Raw genomic sequence first — 19883 nt, forward strand, 5'->3', positions numbered from 1 at the left:
TCGCCTTTCTTTCCCTTTAATCGTTCAACGGCTCAGAATCTGCGCTTGATGGGCGCTCCTCTGCATGTGCAGCCGCGGAAGTCTCCGTACCCTTCGCCTTTCGGTGACCGACACCACTTGTTTCATGTTCACCTGTCAGCTCATGCAGCTGTTTCTCCAACGACTTAATCGTCCGTTGAAGCCGATATTGACGGATCAGTCCGAACGAACCGACTGTCAGACCGCCCAAGAGGGTCGACACAAGGATCACGAGAATAAGCGGTGTCGTCGTCTTCGCGAACAGGAAATTCACTTGAACGGAATCCACATTGATAACGGCGAATATCGCAATAACCAGGGCAAATACGAACGCTGAGATCAGCATGCCTTGTCCCTTCATCTCATTTCCTCCCTTTTCTCCAAATCGTACCACAAAATCGAATTCATTTCTCACAATTGACAAAAAAGAAGCAAATGATCACACGCGATCATCTGCTTCTCAAGACAACATATTAACTTTCACTCAAAACGCCGGAACTCGCTACACTCTTCTTCCTGGCTGAGAGCAGCCATTTAGTAATAATGTATATAAGTACGAGTGACTGAACGATAGTCGTCTCCCAAGTTGGATACGCGCCTAGGAAGCCAATAGTCGGAAATCCGGATAGCGTATTTGACGGCAACCACCCCGCAACCTGTAAGGAATGAATGCTTTCGCCAAGAAAACGAATCACCAAATAGTAGATCAGCGCTGATGCAAGCAGAAAGAATGGCTTTATCGGCAGCTTAGCGCTGAAACGTATAATGGCAAAACCTAGTCCGATTAAGAGAACGAAGGTCACTCCGAATCCAAGCGCAAGCTGCAAAGGCTCGATCGATGGAGCCATTCCGATATAGAAAATCGTCGTTTCCGCACCTTCGCGGAATATCGCAAGCGCAGAAACCGCGAATAGCGACCAAAGACTGCCTTTTGCCAGCGCGCTGCCCATTTTGTTATCGATATATTGAGTCCAGCTCTTCATATTGGACTTGCTATGAAGCCAATTGCCTACCGTCAGCATTAAGACGACCGACAGCAGACCTGCAACGCCTTCAATCGCTTCGCGGGCACTGCCAGCTGCCAGTTTGGCAATGGCGTACGTAAGGACGAACGCCATTACCCCGCTAAGCGCAAGTCCCGTCCATACCCCTGACCAAATCCACTTGCTCTTGCTCCCGTTGCCCGTACGCTTCAAGTACGCGAGAAGCGCCGCTAGCACAAGAATCGCTTCCAAACCTTCACGTAGCAAAATCATTCCCGCATCCCATGCCGTATAGCGCGTATCTCCGGTCATTGGACGGAGTTGCTCTTGAAGCTCTCCGATGAGCTTGTTCGCTTTATCGCCTTGAGGCGGATTAGACAATAAGTAGCCTGCAATCTCAGCCATTCTCACCTCGACATTCGTATACACAGAGGCAGATCGAAGCTGAACCTCCCCCTCTACCGAAGGCCATTGCGCGATGAACAACTCCATCTGAGCAGCAGCTTCTGCATAGCGCTCGGCTTGCGATTCCTTAAGCGCCAAGTCAAGCAGAGCTATCGCGCCCGCAACGGACAACTCCGTTCCGGAGCTTCCCGCATCGTCGGCAATGCTTCCCGCGGCATATTGATTGATAAGCTGGATGAGAGCTTCTGCTTCTGACTTAGCCTGCTCGTCGCGCGGCGGTTCAGCTTGAATCGCTATGCGAAGCATACTCATCTTCGTCTCCAACAGGCCGTATACTTTGAAGTTATCTTTGCGTACGGCAGACTCTACCTGCGGCCATCCGCCGTTCATTTGCTTATACGCTTCGCCGGCTTTCGTCCAGTCCGACTGCTGGACAGCAACAAGCAATTGTTGAACGATGGGCTTGATAGCAAGCGCCGCTTCAGTTCCTGAAAGCTTGCCCGAAGAGTCCGGTTCACCCTTTACGCTTTTTGCATAGCTGTTAATGGCTTTGGCAAGCGTGGAAAGCGATGACTTGGCTTCCGCTGCATCCTGTTCTTGCTCTCCGACCGTAAGAGCAGTAATCGCAGCTTCCAATGCAGCATCGACCGCCTCGGCCTCTTTGGTCTTTTCCGGCTGAAGCTTCACCCAGCCGTCTGCCGCTTTCACGACATGACCTTTGGCCTCTTCCCACTTGCCTTGACCGGCTTCAACAAGCGCGCCGCCGACAAGCGGCAGCAGTCGATCCAGATCTGCTGTATCCGTCGTGCTGCCTGCAGAAGCAACTGTAACCGTACTCCATTGAATGATCGATACAATAAGAAAAGCAGCCAAGCAGAAACGAATCGTTATTCGTTTCATACTGCTGCCATTTCGTGCGAACATAAGCGGTTCGCCCCTTCCCATGGTGCTTATTCATCCTTGCCCTGCTTAGAATAACGTCTCACCGATGTACCCGCCTTCGCGAACCCCGGGGAAGCAAGCAAACTGCGCGCTTCCGACATGCACGATATATTCGTTCAGCAGGTCGTTCTGCCCCAGCTTTTTCTGCATTGGCGTAAACTGCTTGCTCGTATCGCGGTTGAAGCAGATGAATAACAAACCTGCATCGAGCTGACCCATCTTGTGATCCATGCCGCTGGAATACGAGTAAGAACGTCTTAATATTTGTATTGAACCGTCACCGCGAGCAAGCCTCATATGCGCGTTGATCGGAATAACGGGCTTGCCTTTCTCATCGAGCTTATCGAAGTCAGGCGCTTCATGCTCCTGCGAGCCGCCAAGCGGCGCTCCGCTTGCACGATGACGACCGAAGGTCGCTTCTTGATCGCCAAGCGTGGAACGATCCCATACTTCAACGCGAATTCGGATACGGCGGACGACCATATAGGTGCCGCCTTCCATCCAACCTGCGCCGTCGGAAGCGCTCGCCCATACAACCTTATTCATGACGGAATCATCGCTCGTGTCGGGATTGTTCGTGCCATCCTTGAACCCCATCAAATTACGCGGCGTAGCGCCAGACGGATCTGCACCGCCCGTTCTTTGAAAGCCTTCCTGTGTCCAGCGAAGCACTGCCTTGCCTCTAGCTAGTCTTGCCAGATTCCGAATTGCGTGGAAGGCGATCTGCAGGTCATTGGCGTTCACTTGCACGCCAATGTCTCCGCCCGACCATTCCTCACGCAGTTCATCCCCTCCGAAAGGCGGAAGATCCGCAAGCGGCGCCGGCTTCTTCGCAGCCAATCCGTATCTCGAATCGAAAAAGGACGCGCCCACGCCGAACGTAATCGTTGTACGTGATGGCGTTAAGCCTGCCGCCTCCCCCGTATCGGAAGGAGGCATGTTCACATTGTCATTCGCTTCGCCGATCATAATCCCCTCAGCCATTGCTGCGGAAGCTTTCGTCCATGTTTGGAACAGCTTCTTCACGTCAGCCAGCGAATCCGTCGTCAAGTCGAACGCTGCGAATACGAGAAAGTCTTGTGCCGGCGTGGAAATGCCCGCCTGATGCTTGCCGTAGAAATCAATGAAATCGCCATTGCTCGACCTGCCCGTTTCTTTAGCAACGCTAGCTGAGACGCTCTTCTCGGCAGCCGCCCACACGCCCCCCATGCCCGATGCGCCGAATAAAAGTCCAGCGCCTCCTACGCCTGCCATTCGCAGCAAGTCTCTTCGGCTTATTGGCTTTTTCAGCATGCCATCCTGTTTGACGTTATCCACTTGGCCAGAATGCTTATTTTCATCCATATGAACCTATGCCTCCAGAATCGTGCCCATCTGCGACAACGGCTCAGCCAGAGCATCGATCAGTTGGCTCAGCTTCTTCGTATCTTCTTCTTTAAGGGCTTCATACGAAACATAGCCATCACCTGATTTGTATTCCGTCAGCGCTTGTTCTAGCTCCGTGAACGCTTTGCCGATCGATTCCTCTAGCGCCGCATCCTTCTTGTTAAGCTCCGGCTTCACAAGATCGTAGATCTTTCTCGCGCCTTCAACGTTAGCAGCGAAGTCGTACAAATCCGTATGCGAATATCTTTCTTCTTCGCCTGTTACTTTAGAAGAGGATACTTCGTTAAGCAGCTCAACCGCACCAGTTAACAGCAAGCTTGGCTCAACCTCGACGGTTTCCATAAGCGCGCGCAGCAGCTTCGTATCTTCAAGCAGACGATCGGCATACTCCGTCATGCCGTCTGTCGTGTTGTTCGCCCATAATGCTTGCTCGATACGGTGGAAACCACGCCAATCCTTCTCCTCGACGTCATTCTCGCGAGCGTCAATATTAGGATCGAGATCGCCAAGAGCCTCGGCAATAGGTTCGATCCGTTCAAAGTACATCCGTGTCGGAGCATACAACGACTTAGCCAGTTCAAGGTCTCCGCCCTTCACGGCGTTAACGAATTTCTCTGTCTCGATAATAAACGTATCCGCCTGCTCTATCGTGAATGTGCGATAGCTATTTAAGATTGGCTCCCAGCTTGCATCGACTGCATCCGTGCCGCCGCCATTGTTTGCTCCAGCATTCACCGTTTCATTATTCTCTTCTCCGTTCGCTCCGCAGCCAGCCATGACTAGCGAGCATGCACATAGAAAAGCAACTAACTTCATCTTCATTATAATAATCTCCTCTGATTCAAACGAATAAATTACTTTAGCACTAAGCCAAAGTATAATCGCGGTTGATAATCATTGTCAATTGATGATTTGTGAACTTCCGTCATTTATACGCGCATCTTCCATTTACCGATCGAAGTTGGTAAACGACGCGCCCAAACTGAAGCGGTACTATAGGAAGTTGGTACTATCGGGTAGAGGAATATGTTGGGATAATACAGATATCGAAGCAAGCAAGTTTGAACGAATAAGCAATTATCCGGGAGGCTAACCAAATGGAAACTTATCAAATGAACGCTAACAGTAACGTAAACACAAATGCAACCGCAAACGGCAATCATATCCGCAAGCCGGCTAACAACTTCTACCGCCGCCGCAATACGCCGACTTACACATTCATGGCATGGGGCGCATTCCTTATCGCCTGCGGCTTCGAATTCATCGGCATCTACACGCTTAATCAGACCCTATCCGTGCAAGGCTATTACGCCGTAACCGGCGTCCTGCTCATCATAACTTCGTTCCTGCTCCAGAAGGTTGCCCGCGACAATGACGAGGATAAATTTCTGAAGGAGCAAAATCCATACCACAGAAACAGAAATACGGCGGCATTCTCGTTCCTGGCATGGGCCGGCTTCATTATCGCCATTCTTGCTCAATATATCGGCATATTCAACTTGGAAGAACCGCTCTATGTGAAAGGCTACTACGCAATTGCCGGCGCATTCCTAATCGTTGCCTGCCTCGTGCTTCAGAAGACGATCAGAGACAACGAAGAAGACAAAGCTCATCTGAACACAATAGACGAATACCAGGCTTAACATAAAAAGCGGCGCTGTCCGCCAGGGTTGCATTCACCTTGGGAGGGCAGCGCCGCTTTTTTATACCATTACGAAGCTTTGTTTTTGTTGTAAATGTCGAAGGCTACCGCAGCCAGCAATACAAGACCTTTGATCCCTTGCTGCCAGTCGATGCCGAGACCTACGAGCGACATGCCGTTATTCATTACGCCCATGACGAGACCCCCGATAATCGCGCCGATAACCGTTCCGATACCGCCCGTCGCCGAAGCGCCGCCGATGAATACCGCCGCAATCGCATCAAGCTCAAAGTTAACGCCGGCCTTCGGCGTTGCCGCGTTCAGACGAGCAGCGAACAATAGACCCGATAGCGCAGCAAGCACGCCCATGTTGACGAATACCCAGAACGTCATCCGTTTCGTCTTGACGCCGGACAGCTTAGCTGCCTTCTCATTGCCGCCAAGGGCGTAGATGTGACGTCCCATAACCGTCTTGTTCATCACGAAGGTGTACACCACAACGAGTATGAACAAAATAATCAAGATGTTCGGAATGCCTTCATAAGCAGCCAAAACATAAGTAAATACATTGATAATCGCTACGATAGCAACTAGTTTAAGCACGAATAATGGAGCAGACACAACGTCGAACTGGTAACGCTGCTGCGTTAACCGATTACGCCATTCTGTGAAGATAAGAATGATTGATAACGCAAGACCGATAACGATCGTAAGCGCATGAATATCGCCGCCGCCAAGCCAGTCAGGAATGAAGCCGGAGCTGATCCGTTGGAAACCGCTGGGGAACGGCGAGATCGATTGGCCGCCCAGCACAACCATTGTAAGGCCTCGAAACAATAACATGCCGGCGAGCGTTACAATGAATGACGGTATTCGGACATAGGCGACCCAGAACCCTTGCCATGCGCCGACAAGACCGCCGATCAAGAGCGATACGATAATCGCTACCGGATACGGCATATGCATATCAACCATTAATATGGCAGATATAGCACCTACGAAAGCGGCGACTGAACCAACCGATAGGTCGATATGCCCGGTAATGATGACGAGCAGCATGCCGATCGCGAGCACGAGAATATAGCTATTTTGCAGGATCAGATTCGTAATGTTAAGCGGCTTCAGTAAAATGCCGTCGGTCAGTATTTGGAACAGGACCATGATAAGAACTAAGGCAACGATCATGCCGTATTGGCGAATATTGCTTTTGAACAGCTTGCTTAATGATTCCATCTTCAGTTACCCCCTGCTCTTCGTCATGAATTTCATCAGCTTCTCTTGCGAAGCTTCCTCGCGGGTTACTTCGCCTGTAAATCTTCCTTCATTCATGACATAGATGCGATCGCACATGCCAAGCAGCTCAGGAAGCTCCGATGAAATAATGAGCACGCCTTTGCCTTCCAAGGCAAGCTGATTAATGATCGTATAAATTTCATATTTGGCGCCTACGTCAATGCCGCGCGTCGGCTCATCGAGAATGAGCACCTCCGGCTCCGAGAAGATCCACTTGCTCAGGACGACCTTCTGTTGATTGCCGCCGCTTAAGTTGCCCGTCTTCTGCAAAATGCTTGGCGTCTTTATATTTAACTTCGCGCGGAATCGCTCCGCCTCGATGATTTCCTGATTGGCGTTAACGACCGTGTTCCGCGATATTTTGCTCAAGCCGGTTAACGTAATGTTGCGCTTAATATCGTCCATTAGAATCAAACCGTAATGCTTGCGGTCTTCCGTAACATAAGCCAGGCCATGGTCTATCGCTTGATTAATCGTGTTCAACTGCACTTGCTTGCCGTTCAGCATCGTCTTGCCGCTAATGCGTTTACCGTATGACTTGCCGAAGAGGCTCATCGCCAGCTCCGTTCTTCCTGCACCCATCAGTCCGGCAATGCCGACAATCTCACCCTTGCGAATGTACATGTTCACATCGTCAATGACCTTGCGGTCTTGCTGCGTCTCGTGATAAACGTTCCAGTTCTTCACTTCCAGAATCGTGTCGCCGATCTTCGGCTCGCGAACCGGATAACGCTGCGTCAGATCACGTCCGACCATCCCTTTAATAATCCGATCTTCATTGATGCTGTCCTTCACCATATCAAGCGTTTCAATCGTCTTGCCGTCACGCAGAATCGTAATCGAATCGGCAACCTTCGTAATTTCGTTCAGCTTATGAGAGATCATAATCGACGAGATTCCTTGCTTCTTGAAAGCGAGCAGCAGATTGAGCAAATTCTCGCTGTCCTCCTCATTAAGCGCGGCAGTCGGCTCGTCCAGAATAAGCAGCTTCACTTTCTTAGAGAGCGCTTTGGCGATTTCCACAAGCTGTTGCTTCCCTACACCGATGGAGGAGATGAGCGTATTGGGCGATTCATTCAGACCGACGGTCTTCAGAAGCTCCTTCGTCTTGACGATCGTTTCATTCCAATTAATGACGCCGCGTTTCGTCTGCTCATTACCGAGGAAGATATTCTCCGAGATCGACAGCTGCGGGATAAGAGCCAGCTCCTGATGGATGATGACAATGCCGAGCTGCTCGCTCTGCGTTATATCTTTGAACTCGCAGACGTTGCCTTTGTACAAAATATCGCCCGTATACGAGCCGTGCGGATATACGCCGCTCAGCACCTTCATCAGCGTCGACTTGCCCGCTCCGTTCTCGCCCATAAGCGCGTGAATCTCGCCTTCCTTGACTTGCAGATTCACATCCTCGAGCGCTTTGACGCCTGGGAACGTTTTTGTAATGCCTCTCATTTCGAGAATGTTGTTAGTCGCCATCTTAGGATCACGCCCTTACTGTTATTGAAAATGATTTAGTGACAACCCCGCAGGGCCGCCACTAAATCAGGAGAGTTACGCTGCCGGCATTTACTTCAGTTGATCTTCGGTGTAGTAGCCTGTGTCGACAACCGCTTCTTTGTAGTTGGATTTATCCACCGATACCGGCTCTAGCAGGTACGAAGGAACAACCTTCACGCCATTGTCATACGTTTCTGTGTCATTTACTTTCACTTCCGTACCTTTGAGCACGCTGTCTACCATCGATACGGCGATCTTCGCCAGTTCGCGAGTATCCTTGAATACCGTTTGCGTTTGTTCGCCGGCAATGATCGATTTGACCGAAGCAAGCTCAGCGTCTTGTCCGGTTACAACAGGAAGCGGATTGCTTGCCGTGCCGTAGCCTACGCCTTTCAGGGAGGACAGAATGCCGATGCTGATGCCGTCGTACGGCGACAATACAGCGTCTACACGCTCGGAAGCATAGTTCGCGCTAAGGAGATTATCCATGCGGGATTGAGCGAGTGAGCCATCCCATCTTAGTGTTGCAACTTGTTCCATTGTCGTTTGCTTACTGCGTACAACAAGCTTGCCGCTGTCGATGTAAGGCTGCAGGACGGACATTGCGCCGTCGTAGAAGAAGTAAGCGTTGTTGTCGTCCGGCGATCCGGCGAACAGCTCGATGTTGAAAGGACCTTTGCCGTCTTTGAGGCCAAGCGCTTGCTCGATGTACGACGCTTGTTGAACGCCAACCTTGAAGTTATCGAATGTTGCGTAATAAGCTACATGTTCCGTCTTCTTAATCAAGCGGTCATAAGCGATAACTTTAATGCCTTCTTTGTCTGCTTTCGCAAGAACGTCTGACAGCGATTCGCCGTCGATTGCTGCAATAACGAGAATGCCTACGCCTTTCGTAATCATGTTCTCGATCTGCGATACTTGATTCTCGATAACGTCTTCCGCATATTGAAGATCTGTTTTGTAACCGAGTGCCTCGAATTCCTTCACCATATTCGCGCCGTCGCCAACCCAACGCTCGGACGACTTGGTAGGCATTGAAATGCCGACATAGCCGCTATCCCCGCTGCCCCCGTTGCTTCCGTTATTCGTGCCTCCGCATGCGGCAAGTACGAATACGAGCGCTGCTACGACTAATAAAGTTAACCCTTTTTTCATTGTGACAATCCCCTCTCACCTCTACTAAGATTGCTGGTGCACAATCAATATACAACCGAGTGGAAAGGATCGTCTTTGCAATAAAACAACCTTTTTTATAAAAAATAAACCTGAACCCCAGATTTCCAGGTACTACAAAATGTTAGTACTTCCTTCCGTTTGCGAACTTTCTTATGATTGGAGGGAATCCATTTCGGGGCGGTGCTTGCGCATGATCAAAAAAATATCGGCCTATCTTTCGTTTCTGCTTTTGATAGGGACGGGATTGCTGACAATGTACAGCTTCGTATTCCCTTTCGAGGCCGGATATCCTACGCAGGGGCTTTGGTTTGCCTCCATTCTGCTCGGAGGGCCGGTAGGTTTTTTTGTCGGTATAGCGGGGTTAGGGGCTCGTTTTCCTAAGGAAGGACGCTGGCGCCACGGCAAAACGATCGCTTGGACGGCCGTCATCGGCAACGGCGGCTTGCTCATGTTCCTGTTCCTGTACATGACGTTCGGGTATGTACTGTGGGGCGTTTAGTACTATGAGCCCAAAAAAAAGAAGCTGTCCCTGCGTCAACTCTTGGAATCTTCGTTGGGGATAGCTCCTTATTTTATTAGGTTTCGTCGTCTTGGAAGGCCGCGCCCTTACGGTATTGGTTCGGCGAGACGCCGACCGCTTTCTTGAACGCGGTGCTGAAATAATGCTGAGTGTCGTATCCGACTTTTTCGGAGATCTCATTGATCGGCATATCCGTTGCATTCAGCAGCTGCATCGCCTTCGCGATTCGCGTCTGCGTCACGAGACTCACGAACGAGGAGCCAAGCTCCTGCTTAATAATGCGGCTTAAGTATACGGGGGATACTTGCATGAGCTGCGCGAATGCTTCTAAGCTCATATCCGCCTCCATGTACGATTCCCGAATATAATCCTTCGCCTTGCGAACGAGCGGAGACATCTGAGCTTCCTTGAAAATACTCGATTTGCACTGGCGATACACAACCGGAATCGATAAGAGACCATTGTTGATCGGCTGCGCGTGGACATGGATCGATATTTTCAAGTATGCTTGCACGGCATGCTGCATATCGGATATCAACGTTTCAGGGACTGCGCCCCAGACAATAGCGGCAATCAAGCCGGAATGATCACGGAATATCGTCTTCTCATAGCTTGCCAGCATCTCCCCGATGATATTCTCGATAGCGAACATGAAAAGCTGGCGGTCATTTTCCTTGCGAAGCTGAACGCTTGTGACGACCTCCGGCCATCTGATGACGCAGAGCATATCGGGAGAGGCCGCGGGCAATTGGAGAAATTCCAGTTGCTCCCGCAGCTCAGCCTCGGTCATCGTCCCCTCGATCCATTCCAAGCAGAAGCGCTCGCGCATGAGCGGAAAGTTTTTGGCAATTTGCTTCGATGCCTGCTGCAGATGGACCTCCTGCTTCTGCGTCGCCTCCAGCTCATGACGAATTCGGCCCAGCACCTGACGCAGCTGCTCCGAATTAGCGGGCTTGAGGATGTAATCATCCACGCTAAGCCTTATAGCTTCCTGCGCATAAGCGAACTCGTCATGCCCGGTAATAATAATGATGCGGCATTGCGGAAGCTTCTGCCTCAGCTCCTTCATCAGCTCGATGCCATTCATGATCGGCATGTTGAGGTCAACGAGCGCGATCTGAATATTCAGCGCCAGCGCCAGCTCGAGCGCTTCTTCTCCATCCTCCGCTTCGGCGCAAACGCGCATGCCAATCGATTCCCAATCCACGGAATCGCGTACTCCCTCGCGAATGATTGGTTCGTCATCCGCAATTAATACTCGCAACAAATGATCCATTCCCGTCCCCTGCCTAACCCGTAATATCCTTCAAGATCGGATGTACGATCGTCACCGTCGTTCCGACACCCTCTTCGCTGTCGATGACCAAGCCGTATCGCTCGCCGAACGTCAGCCTTATTCTAGCCTGCACATTCTGAATGCCGTAGCCTTGCCCTTGCGGCTCCTTCCCTTCACGCATCTGCATCACTCCTGAAGCCGTTGCTGAAGCCGTATCAAGGCCGTCAACCTCCGAGATGACCGATCCTTCCAGTGCTTGCCGGAGGCTGGCAAGCTTTGCCGGCGTCATACCCTTGCCATCGTCGGTGATGCTTAGCAGCAGCGCACCGTCATCTGCCTTCGCCGTTATTGCAATATGACCCGGTCCCCGGCGCTCCTTGATGCCATGGTAGATCGCATTTTCCACTATGGGCTGTAGAAGCAGCTTAAGCACGTATAGAGGCTGAACGTCATCCTCCACTTCAAGCGTATAGTTCAGCTTATCCTTGTACCTCGTCTTCTGTATCGTTAAGTAGCTTTGGATATGCTCAAACTCGTCCGCTAACGGAATAATATCATTGCCTTTGCTAAGTCCGATACGGAATAGACGCGACAGCGATTGAACGACCTCAGCTACGTCCTCCGCCCCTTTCTTGCGTGCCATCCAATGAATCGTATCCAGCGTATTGTACAGGAAATGAGGCTTAATATGAGCTTGCAGGCTCCTCAGCTCCGCCTCGCGCTTCTGCTTCCCCTGCAGCTCCGTTAACAGCAGCAGCCGATTCACCTGGGCCAGCATCGTATTGAAGCTTCTGCCGAGCTGGCCAACTTCGTCCTCCCGCTCGCCCCAATAACGAATCGTCATATCGCCGGATTCCGCTTTTTGCATGAACGACATTAATTGATTGATCGGTCTGGACATCGAATAAGCGAGATAGATGGCAGCCGCAATGCTCAGAAGCGATAGGAAGAATACGAAGCTGATGACATAGAAGCGTATCTCCTGCACCTCAAGCGCCGATTCCTTCGTGGAGAAGACACCTACCGTCGTCCAGTCCGTGAAGGTGGACTTTCGATAGATGAACTGCAGCTCCTCCCCCTGCACCGTCTTCGCGAAAGAGCCGACATTCCCCTCCAGCGCCCATTCCTTCGGAATATCGCGAATGATCGGTTTCGTCGGGGAATAGATATGGCTGCCATCCTTATCGATAACGAGCAGGTATCCCGTCTTCCCTAACCGCACGTCCTTGACGGCTTCCGCGATCACTCGCAGTTTAAGATCAATAAGCACGACGCCCTCTACTTGCTGCGTATCGGGATTCAGTATCGCCCGTGCCACCGATATGACTTCATCCTCCGTGTAGCTCGCATGGCTTGTAATGTTGCGTCCGCTCGGTTTCCCGACAATCTTAAATATTCCTTTATCCGTCGCGGCAGCTTTGTACCAGCTTTCTTCCGTTAGCGGTTTATCGCTTCGCGCGTACAGCTCGTTGCTTATGTATTCGCCCTTGGCGTTCACGACCATAATGCCCGCAATTTCGGAATAAAGCGTTGTATACCCTTGCAGAAATTTACGCATCGCGTATTCATCAGCAGCCTGCTGCTCCTTTGAAGGGAAGTGGTTAGCGTCTGCTTCTCCCCCATCGCCGTCGCCGCTAGACTCCAAAAACCGCTTAACCCCGGGATCAAACGCAATCAGATAGGTCATATTTTGCATATTGCTGACGTAGAACTCGAGCGACCGATTCACTTTGCCGATAAGCTGAATCGTATTCTCGTTCACCTGTCTGCCGATGATCCGCTCTACCGTATAGTCGATCAGCAATCCAAGGCCGATAGAGGGCAATATGCTGATGAGCAGGAACATAATGATCAGCTTGTAACGGATCGGCAAGTTATTCATTTGAAAAAATTTCAGCTGCTTTATCGCCATCCACTCATTTCCACAGACGCGGTCCGTTATTTCGCATAGAAGCTGTCCACATTTTCCTTCGTCACGACCGTAATGCCCGTATCCACATATTTAGGCAGCGGCATGCCTCCAGGTACGTCCGTTGCGCTCTGCTCCGTCATGTTATGGTGCAGATGGAACAGGAATTGCATCGACCAATAGCCCATATTCCATGTGCCCTGCGCCATCGTAGCTGCTATCGTTCCGTTGCGCACCATATCAAGCGTTCCTTTATCGGTATCAAAGCTAATAATCTTCACCTTGCGATCGGCTCCGAACAGCTTGCCTACGCCTACGCCGCCGTTAGCCTCCGTGATGAATACCCCTTTCAAGTCGGGATGGTCTTTGTACATCTCCTCCGCCATTGCACCAGAAATAAGCTGATCGCCCTTGCCGTCCTTGATCGCAATGACCTCCATCTCCGGGTATTCCTTATTAATCGTCTCTTGGAAGCCAATCGTCCGTTCCTGATGGTTCAGCTGCTTAGGAAGCGTAATGATACCAACCTTACCTTTGCCTCCGATAAGCTCAGCCATCTTGTTCGCGGCGGTAACACCCGCGTTGTAGTTGTCTGTCGCGAGGAAGGAATACGCATTGCTGAGCTCAGCCCCCGAATCGAACAGAACAATCGGAATGCCTGCCTCTACGGCTTTATTAATCGAATCGGTCAGCGCCTCGGCATTCATAGAGGTCAACGCGATCCCGGCCGGCTTCTTCGCAATGACCTGTTCCAACACTGTTATCTGCTCATTGACGTCATATTGCGTAGCCCCTCTGTATTCCACCGATACATTCAGCGCCTCCGCTGCATCCTCGAACCCTTTGATTGCCGTCTTCCAGTATTCGATACCGGAGAGGAATGTCACCATGACATATTTCTCGTCTATCGAGCCGCGAAGTCCTTCATCCATCTCGTCCCACGGATTGGCAGCGGTATTGCGAAATCCGTTGTTCTGGCTATAGAACATGAACAACATGAATGTAATAATGAGAAGTCCGTATATGACGAGAATTTTTTTCACCGTCGCAGCTCCATTCTGGGGTCGTAATGGTCTTAGATCTGTTACCTATTATCTTGCAAGTTACCGCCGTTTGCCATACTTGCCTTTGCCCATATTTGTGGCTGAGTGTTCACTGTTTGCCCCGTTGCGATTGCCTGCTGCATCATTAGCGCCAAGTAATGATCTTGTGAAGCTTCAGCCAAGCTATAAAAGGACGGGCGCTCATCAAGGGCATATTCGCCCATATGGAGCAAGGATGTGGCAATAGCGATCTCATCATCGGTTAGTCTAGCTGGCGCGAACGGATTGCGATAAAGCCACTCTTCCCCGTTCGTGATGCCGCGATGAAAGTAACCTTCTAGATTGCCGTTATGCCCCGTATCTATCCGGCGAAGCTCCGAGTAGACTGGCGTCGCATAATCAACCATATAAGCCGCTTCTGCGCCAACAATCTCGCCATGACTGCCGCGAACGAGAATGCGGTCACGACGAACCCATGAGAAATATTGCTCTCTCGTAAAATCATACACCCCAAGCTTGTCTCCAAAACGAAGTGTCGCAATGGTCTGTTCCGACGAGATGATCTCGCCGTCTGTAGGGTCGCCTTCTCTGCCTCCGCTTCTTATCATCGGAGATGCGAAGCTCTCGCCTCGGATAATCGCTTGCTCGAAGCTAACTCCGAGCAATTTTCTGATCAAGCTGATTCCATGATAATCATGGGCTGCCGATACTTGCACATGATTGACCTCGCCAAGCTTTCCCGAGCGGGCAAGCTTAATTCTTGCGGCGTGCATCGGCTGGTATAGATACTGCTCAGCTACTTGAACCTTAGCCAATTGCGGTATGGACTCGAATAGAGCCGTGAGCGATTGCAGATCGGAAGCGGGTGGCGTCTCCGCCAGCACCGGAATATGTTCAGCTGCAAGTTCCAGGGTAATGGCTGGCGCAGCCGTTCGGGGAACGGATACGACTGCAAACTGGATATGCGGTTTCGCCAGTGCTGCGAATTGCTGGACCGTGCTTACCGTACGTACGCCCCATTTTTGCTCCATAGCCAGCGCCTTGTCCTTGTCTCTAACGAGCATGGTATGTACACGGAACTGCTGTGGAAGCGCCTGTGCAATTCGTAAATAAAATTCGGCTCTCCAGCCAGCACCGACAATTCCGAACGTAATCAAAGACATATTTATTCCTCCCACTAAAAAGTAATCGTCGCTCAAAATGAATTTAGTTCCATTCCATTCGATTTTGATCTTATTTACTGTTACGGACCCCATAGACCTTATTAGCTTAATATTGGCCACTAAGATCGCTTTACGGACTCGAGAGACTCTATAAGCATGTTTTTGGCATTTTGAACACACCGTTAAGGTAGTTAGATTCACCTCGGTCCGTTTAATCTGTAACCGATGTAGTTTTAGCTCATTAGCGTCACCTGAGTCCGTAACCGAACTTCTACAGCTTTCTTACTTTGCAGTTAATTAAGGTGGGCTAACAGAAAAAAAAGACCTCATGGACAGAGGTCTTCGTCATGCGGTTCTAAAGGTTGCGGCAGCCTGCCGTTGCTGGCAGCCTGTATAGTTATGCAGCTTGCCGTGATATACGAGTTCCAGTAATGGCGTATTGACCAAGTCGCCCGGGGTAACGAGCAGCGGCGATTTATTGACCAGATTCACGCCGCCTTGCTCGAAGACGGAAGCTACGAATTGGGAACAGAAGTACGCATATTCCCTCTTCATCTCAATATTGAACATGACCCCGAACATTCCAAGCAGATTGTACTTGTACTGATCCCGGTTCTGCTCCATGACGCTGATCTGCGTGCGAATACTTTGATAGGCGTGCTGGCTAATCGTACATTTATATAATGCGCAGGTCGTCTGTTCGAAGAAATCGCCCCGCACATCCTCTTTCACGAATCCGGCAAAAAAAGGATTGTTGGGATTTTTTCTACCGAAGCTATATACCTCGTTCAAGTTGCTGTCAAATGCTAGGGAGGCATGATTCAAAGGATCCCTCGTAAATAGCTTGATGGTCTTCGTAAATAACGTGCCTGTATCCGTCAATAGTACGTAAATTTCATAATCTCTATTCATGCCGTACAACCTCCACATTAAAGAACTCTTATCCTGGTATTAACTTTAATGCAGGAGCAACAAATCCTAAACCTGCTCAGGTAATAGAAGCACCCTCGACCTTAGTCCAGTTTTGTCAGTGTCATTCGATAACATCGGCGGACTTGATTTGGCAAACGTTTCAATTGGAAAGCCTGTCTCTATTTTACTGGAAAAACCCTATTTCCTCAACTGGCAGTTCGCCTATTTCCATACTCTCTTTTTCATGTAGAATACTGTCGCATATTGGCAAATATTGATATAGTAGAAAAGATTCAGAATACCCTTGTTTCATACATATGCGTATATTAAGTTTTTATTAGCTTCGGACTGATGAAAGTTGCGAATCGGAGGGCGTAGAGATGGATTGGTACGAAAATTATAAGGAAAGACTCACTTATGTCTATGATGCTGCTGAACGGACAATTGCTGGTTTCCCAGCGCCTTTGGACCAGGTTGGACTTGCCTATGCGGACAAATTCCACCCTGTTAAGCATGACAAGGGACAAAACTTCATTTGTATGCTATTGCCTTATTGGATGAAGGATGTAGCTGGCATTACGGATGAGCAATGCGATAAGCTGGCTCTGACGAATGTTTATTTGATGCTCTACTACTTTATACAAGATGACGTGATGGATGACGGTCCCGCCTCCGATGTGAAGGAGAAGCTTGCGTTAGGCAATCTTCTTTACTCAGAAATGCTCTCCATATCAAGGACACTTTTTCCATCACATTCGCCATATTGGGACTACTACGCTAAGTATAAGACAATATGGGCCAGCAGCGTAGTTAACGAAACATCTAACAACTACTTTCTTGCGGATCCGATTCAAATTGCCCACAAAGCAGGTCCAGTCAAAATAGCAAGTTCAGGAGCTCTTCTTCTAGGCAGCAAAGAGGACCTTATTCCAACAATTGAAGAAGCTGTCGACATCGCTCTTATGACCTTACAGATGGCCGACGACTGGGTAGATTGGAAGGAAGATATGCTAGAATCCAGCTACAATAGCCTTATAGCCATGATAGAGACTAGTCTGCAGCCAGATGTCCCCCTAACTGAAGATATCGTTAGTACTTACATATACGTGCGCTGCTGTATGAATGAATACGTCAAAGTTGCACGCAATCAACACATGCACTTACTTTCACTAAATTCACAACTTCCTGAATTGGAAAATTACAACCAATATATACTAGATCATTTGACCCAAACCGCTGAATCAATAGAATCGAATCGCGAACGGATGAAAAAAGGCGGTTTGAACTACTTTTTCGAAAAACAAGGACGATAATATCAAAAATTAGAGGAGATAAAGGCTATTTTTGTCGAAAAATACAATTGTTGATATAGATTTTGTCGACCCGTCATGATAGACTGATTATGGTAATCTTATACATATTCGGAAGGGTGATCAGTATGTCCGCAGATAAGTCCTTGCAAGATCAAATTATTCAAAAAGCTTGGGAAGACGCAGAGTTTAAAAAGAAACTTCTAGCAGATCCGAAAGCAGCGGTAAAAGAAGCCTTCGGAACAGAAATTCCTGACTCGCTCGAAGTCGAGGTGTTGGAAGAAACTGATTCTAAAAAGTACTTCATCCTTCCACAAAGCCCGAAAAGTGTTACTTCTTCTGACAACCTTGGCTTTCCCGCTTGGTACTAATAAGTAAAAAAAGCCGAACGCTTATGCATTCGGCTTTATTTATTTGTGATAGGCAGATGAATAACAGCTTCTGTTCCTAATCCCTTCGTACTAATGTACTCCACTCTGCCCTCCATAAGCTCAATAATTCTGAATGTTACCATTAACCCAAGTCCCGTTCCCTTCGTTTTCTTGGAGTAATACGGTTCCCCAAGTCTCTTCAGATCGGCTTCACTTATCCCCTCTCCATTGTCTTTAACTCTAATAATGACCTCATTTGAATTCTCAGACTTATGCGCAGATATCTCAATCAAACCATCTTCTCCTAGCGCTTCAATACTGTTTTTTATTATATTAATAAGAGCTTGTTTAAACTTCGAAGAGTTTCCTTTCACAAACATGTCAGCGGAGAGATTTGTCCTAATAATCCCACCTTGCATGGTTGCTAAAGGAACTAATATCCCCTCAATTTGTTGTAACTCATTGGCTAAATTTAACACATTAGTGTTCTCTAACTGTGGTTTTGCGAAAGTTAAAAAGTCAGTTATTATTTCTGATGCTCTATCAAGTTCATCAATCGCAAGTTGCATATAACCTTTATCTTTATCATCTTTTGATTTGCCACCTAATATTTGCAAAAACCCCCTAGTAACTTGCAATGGGTTTCGAACTTCGTGAGCCACCGAAGCAGCCAATTGACTTATCATTTCCATCTTTTCTGAACGTTGCAACTCATTGTTAAATACTTCTAACTGCTTAGAATACTTTACCACTTGCTCGTAATTCATCATAATTTTCCTTACTAAAATAACAATTAATGAAGCAATAAAACAAAGAATACCCCACTTCCAAAAAAATAAAAAGTAACCTCCGACGGATAAATACCATATGACTTCTATAGACGCAATGAAAGTAAAGATGGAAGCGCCAACTGTTAATATAATTGCATCCTTATTTCTTTGTTTACAGTAATAAATAACTAAAATAATAAGCAATAATGAACTAATGATAATAAACCCACCGAATATCACAAACCCGACCATCAAGTACCAATTACGAATATCTGACGATATAAATCCTGAGAAAAAGAATGTAAGATTTATAATCGCCAAGATTACATGGATTTTTTTGAAGATAGCAATAATGTTGTACGGACCTTTCCCAAAAACTCGTTCAAAAAAGAAAAATAAAGATGGCATTAGAAACGTGGAAGCAACGTCAAACAAGTAGTAACATACTTCCCCAAACAAACCTGTTCCTGAATGTACCAATGGGGAATACGTTAAAATCATTAATCCAACAGATAGAATTACTGTGCTTAATGAGTTCCAACCTATTGCATGCGCTCTAGTGATAAAAAAAGCACTTAAAAACATAGCAAGAGAAACAAAAATAAGAGAAGCCCCTAATATTACATCTAGTAATCCTTGTTTCATATAATATTGAGTCAATTTTTGATATTCTGCCATTCGAATATGATCTTGTAAACCGATCCATTCTGCACCCGTCTGAAATTTTATATATACTACCTTATTCTCTTCATTAGAGTTAAGAGGGAGTAATATCTCGTTTTTATTATAAGCATACTCTCTTTTTGTATTGTAAATAAGCGTCTTATCAATGTATACATTGATACTTCTAGCTCCAATTTTATTCATTAACAACGCGGGTCTAATAAAATTATTTTCCGGCAAACCAAATTTTAACCATGCGGTCTTGATTCCTTCGGGTAAATCAGGTAAATCATCCCCATAGGCAACAGGAAACCACCCCTCCGCCTGATCTTGGGACATAACGTCTTCGATCGTAGCGTCGGGGTTGGTTTCCCATTTCATTTCCCATTCGTTGATGTAGATGGTGTCGTTGTCTTCTGAGTTGGCTTGCGCATGGGTCGGTTGAACTAGAATGGATGAGAAAATTACGAACACGAATGCGATAAATACAGTATATTTGAGCAAACCCTTCATACATACACCTCAGAAAGTCGATAATAGATTGCTACTTCTCTACTAGAGTTCGACAATCTTCGGCAATGACCTTCTAGCAATTCCTTAT

General features: G+C 48.2%; 17 protein-coding genes and 1 pseudogene. 5 read left to right on the forward strand and 13 right to left on the reverse strand.

Features of this window, described 5'->3' with window-relative positions; genetic code table 11:
- Positions 1 to 16: 16 nt before the first annotated feature.
- From V8F51_RS14555 to efeO, 4 genes are all read right to left on the reverse strand, one after another.
- Positions 17 to 379 (reverse strand): LapA family protein, encoded by a 363-nt coding sequence (locus V8F51_RS14555; RefSeq protein WP_337101004.1) that lies wholly within the window; start codon positions 377 to 379, stop codon positions 17 to 19.
- Positions 380 to 491: 112 nt separating this feature from the next.
- The gene (locus V8F51_RS14560) at positions 492 to 2330 is read right to left on the reverse strand and encodes an FTR1 family iron permease (protein WP_337101005.1); all 1839 of its coding nucleotides are present in this window, start codon (positions 2328 to 2330) and stop codon (positions 492 to 494) included.
- Between the two features lie 45 nt (positions 2331 to 2375).
- A complete protein-coding gene (efeB, locus tag V8F51_RS14565; protein WP_442956429.1) occupies positions 2376 to 3692 on the reverse strand; it encodes an iron uptake transporter deferrochelatase/peroxidase subunit in 1317 nt (438 codons plus the stop codon).
- Between the two features lie 6 nt (positions 3693 to 3698).
- Positions 3699 to 4556 carry an iron uptake system protein EfeO gene (efeO, locus tag V8F51_RS14570; protein WP_337101006.1) on the reverse strand — a complete coding sequence of 286 codons (858 nt, stop codon included), beginning with the start codon at positions 4554 to 4556 and terminating at the stop codon, positions 3699 to 3701.
- 398 nt (positions 4557 to 4954) lie between these two features.
- Between efeO and V8F51_RS14575 the strand changes: the two are divergent.
- Positions 4955 to 5092 (forward strand): annotated as a pseudogene (locus tag V8F51_RS14575) (YiaA/YiaB family inner membrane protein); the annotation flags it as partial.
- Between the two features lie 30 nt (positions 5093 to 5122).
- The gene (locus tag V8F51_RS14580; protein ID WP_337101078.1) at positions 5123 to 5377 is read left to right on the forward strand and encodes a YiaA/YiaB family inner membrane protein; all 255 of its coding nucleotides are present in this window, start codon (positions 5123 to 5125) and stop codon (positions 5375 to 5377) included.
- 68 nt (positions 5378 to 5445) lie between these two features.
- Here V8F51_RS14580 and mmsB read toward each other — a convergent pair whose 3' ends face one another.
- From mmsB to chvE, 3 genes are all read right to left on the reverse strand, one after another.
- A complete protein-coding gene (gene mmsB, locus V8F51_RS14585) occupies positions 5446 to 6609 on the reverse strand; it encodes a multiple monosaccharide ABC transporter permease (RefSeq protein WP_337101007.1) in 1164 nt (387 codons plus the stop codon).
- A gap of 6 nt (positions 6610 to 6615) precedes the next feature.
- Positions 6616 to 8148, reverse strand: coding sequence for a multiple monosaccharide ABC transporter ATP-binding protein (mmsA, locus tag V8F51_RS14590; protein WP_337101008.1), 1533 nt, complete (start codon positions 8146 to 8148; stop codon positions 6616 to 6618).
- Positions 8149 to 8238: 90 nt separating this feature from the next.
- Positions 8239 to 9324 (reverse strand): multiple monosaccharide ABC transporter substrate-binding protein, encoded by a 1086-nt coding sequence (chvE, locus tag V8F51_RS14595; RefSeq protein ID WP_337101009.1) that lies wholly within the window; start codon positions 9322 to 9324, stop codon positions 8239 to 8241.
- Positions 9325 to 9535: 211 nt separating this feature from the next.
- On the opposite strand from chvE, the gene V8F51_RS14600 reads away from it, so the two are divergent.
- A complete protein-coding gene (locus V8F51_RS14600; protein ID WP_337101010.1) occupies positions 9536 to 9844 on the forward strand; it encodes a hypothetical protein in 309 nt (102 codons plus the stop codon).
- 76 nt (positions 9845 to 9920) lie between these two features.
- Here V8F51_RS14600 and V8F51_RS14605 read toward each other — a convergent pair whose 3' ends face one another.
- From V8F51_RS14605 to V8F51_RS14625, 5 genes are all read right to left on the reverse strand, one after another.
- Entirely contained in the window at positions 9921 to 11141 is a 1221-nt protein-coding gene (locus V8F51_RS14605; protein ID WP_337101011.1) for a response regulator transcription factor, read from the reverse strand.
- 13 nt (positions 11142 to 11154) lie between these two features.
- The gene (locus tag V8F51_RS14610; protein ID WP_337101012.1) at positions 11155 to 13023 is read right to left on the reverse strand and encodes a cache domain-containing sensor histidine kinase; all 1869 of its coding nucleotides are present in this window, start codon (positions 13021 to 13023) and stop codon (positions 11155 to 11157) included.
- A 56-nt stretch (positions 13024 to 13079) separates the two neighbouring features.
- On the reverse strand, positions 13080 to 14093 hold the full coding sequence (locus V8F51_RS14615; RefSeq protein WP_337101013.1) for a substrate-binding domain-containing protein: 1014 nt from the start codon (positions 14091 to 14093) through the stop codon (positions 13080 to 13082).
- Between the two features lie 41 nt (positions 14094 to 14134).
- A complete protein-coding gene (locus tag V8F51_RS14620) occupies positions 14135 to 15256 on the reverse strand; it encodes a Gfo/Idh/MocA family protein (RefSeq protein WP_337101014.1) in 1122 nt (373 codons plus the stop codon).
- Positions 15257 to 15601: 345 nt separating this feature from the next.
- Positions 15602 to 16168 (reverse strand): hypothetical protein, encoded by a 567-nt coding sequence (locus V8F51_RS14625; protein ID WP_337101015.1) that lies wholly within the window; start codon positions 16166 to 16168, stop codon positions 15602 to 15604.
- A gap of 380 nt (positions 16169 to 16548) precedes the next feature.
- On the opposite strand from V8F51_RS14625, the gene V8F51_RS14630 reads away from it, so the two are divergent.
- Both V8F51_RS14630 and V8F51_RS14635 read left to right on the forward strand, forming a co-directional pair.
- Positions 16549 to 17481, forward strand: a complete 933-nt coding sequence (locus tag V8F51_RS14630) for a hypothetical protein (protein WP_337101016.1) — start codon at positions 16549 to 16551, stop codon at positions 17479 to 17481.
- Between the two features lie 125 nt (positions 17482 to 17606).
- Positions 17607 to 17849 (forward strand): NHLP leader peptide family RiPP precursor, encoded by a 243-nt coding sequence (locus V8F51_RS14635; RefSeq protein WP_337101017.1) that lies wholly within the window; start codon positions 17607 to 17609, stop codon positions 17847 to 17849.
- Positions 17850 to 17884: 35 nt separating this feature from the next.
- On the opposite strand, the gene V8F51_RS14640 is transcribed toward V8F51_RS14635, so the two are convergent.
- A complete protein-coding gene (locus V8F51_RS14640; RefSeq protein WP_337101018.1) occupies positions 17885 to 19756 on the reverse strand; it encodes an ATP-binding protein in 1872 nt (623 codons plus the stop codon).
- Positions 19757 to 19883 lie beyond the last annotated feature (127 nt).

It is taken from the genome of Paenibacillus sp. YIM B09110 (assembly GCF_037167145.1).
Taxonomy (GTDB): Bacteria; Bacillota; Bacilli; order Paenibacillales; family Paenibacillaceae; genus Pristimantibacillus.

What these genes read in the sequence shown, in the direction of transcription:
- V8F51_RS14625 (WP_337101015.1), bottom strand. Translation starts at nt 16,168, where the DNA reads ATGAATAGAGATTATGAAATTTACGTACTATTGACGGATACAGGCACG.
- efeO (WP_337101006.1), bottom strand. Translation starts at nt 4,556, where the DNA reads ATGAAGATGAAGTTAGTTGCTTTTCTATGTGCATGCTCGCTAGTCATG.
- V8F51_RS14555 (WP_337101004.1), bottom strand. Translation starts at nt 379, where the DNA reads ATGAAGGGACAAGGCATGCTGATCTCAGCGTTCGTATTTGCCCTGGTT.
- V8F51_RS14635 (WP_337101017.1), top strand. Translation starts at nt 17,607, where the DNA reads ATGTCCGCAGATAAGTCCTTGCAAGATCAAATTATTCAAAAAGCTTGG.
- V8F51_RS14610 (WP_337101012.1), bottom strand. Translation starts at nt 13,023, where the DNA reads ATGAATAACTTGCCGATCCGTTACAAGCTGATCATTATGTTCCTGCTC.
- V8F51_RS14560 (WP_337101005.1), bottom strand. Translation starts at nt 2,330, where the DNA reads ATGTTCGCACGAAATGGCAGCAGTATGAAACGAATAACGATTCGTTTC.
- V8F51_RS14630 (WP_337101016.1), top strand. Translation starts at nt 16,549, where the DNA reads ATGGATTGGTACGAAAATTATAAGGAAAGACTCACTTATGTCTATGAT.
- mmsB (WP_337101007.1), bottom strand. Translation starts at nt 6,609, where the DNA reads ATGGAATCATTAAGCAAGCTGTTCAAAAGCAATATTCGCCAATACGGC.
- V8F51_RS14605 (WP_337101011.1), bottom strand. Translation starts at nt 11,141, where the DNA reads ATGGATCATTTGTTGCGAGTATTAATTGCGGATGACGAACCAATCATT.
- V8F51_RS14620 (WP_337101014.1), bottom strand. Translation starts at nt 15,256, where the DNA reads ATGTCTTTGATTACGTTCGGAATTGTCGGTGCTGGCTGGAGAGCCGAA.
- V8F51_RS14600 (WP_337101010.1), top strand. Translation starts at nt 9,536, where the DNA reads ATGATCAAAAAAATATCGGCCTATCTTTCGTTTCTGCTTTTGATAGGG.
- mmsA (WP_337101008.1), bottom strand. Translation starts at nt 8,148, where the DNA reads ATGGCGACTAACAACATTCTCGAAATGAGAGGCATTACAAAAACGTTC.
- chvE (WP_337101009.1), bottom strand. Translation starts at nt 9,324, where the DNA reads ATGAAAAAAGGGTTAACTTTATTAGTCGTAGCAGCGCTCGTATTCGTA.
- efeB (WP_442956429.1), bottom strand. Translation starts at nt 3,692, where the DNA reads ATGGATGAAAATAAGCATTCTGGCCAAGTGGATAACGTCAAACAGGAT.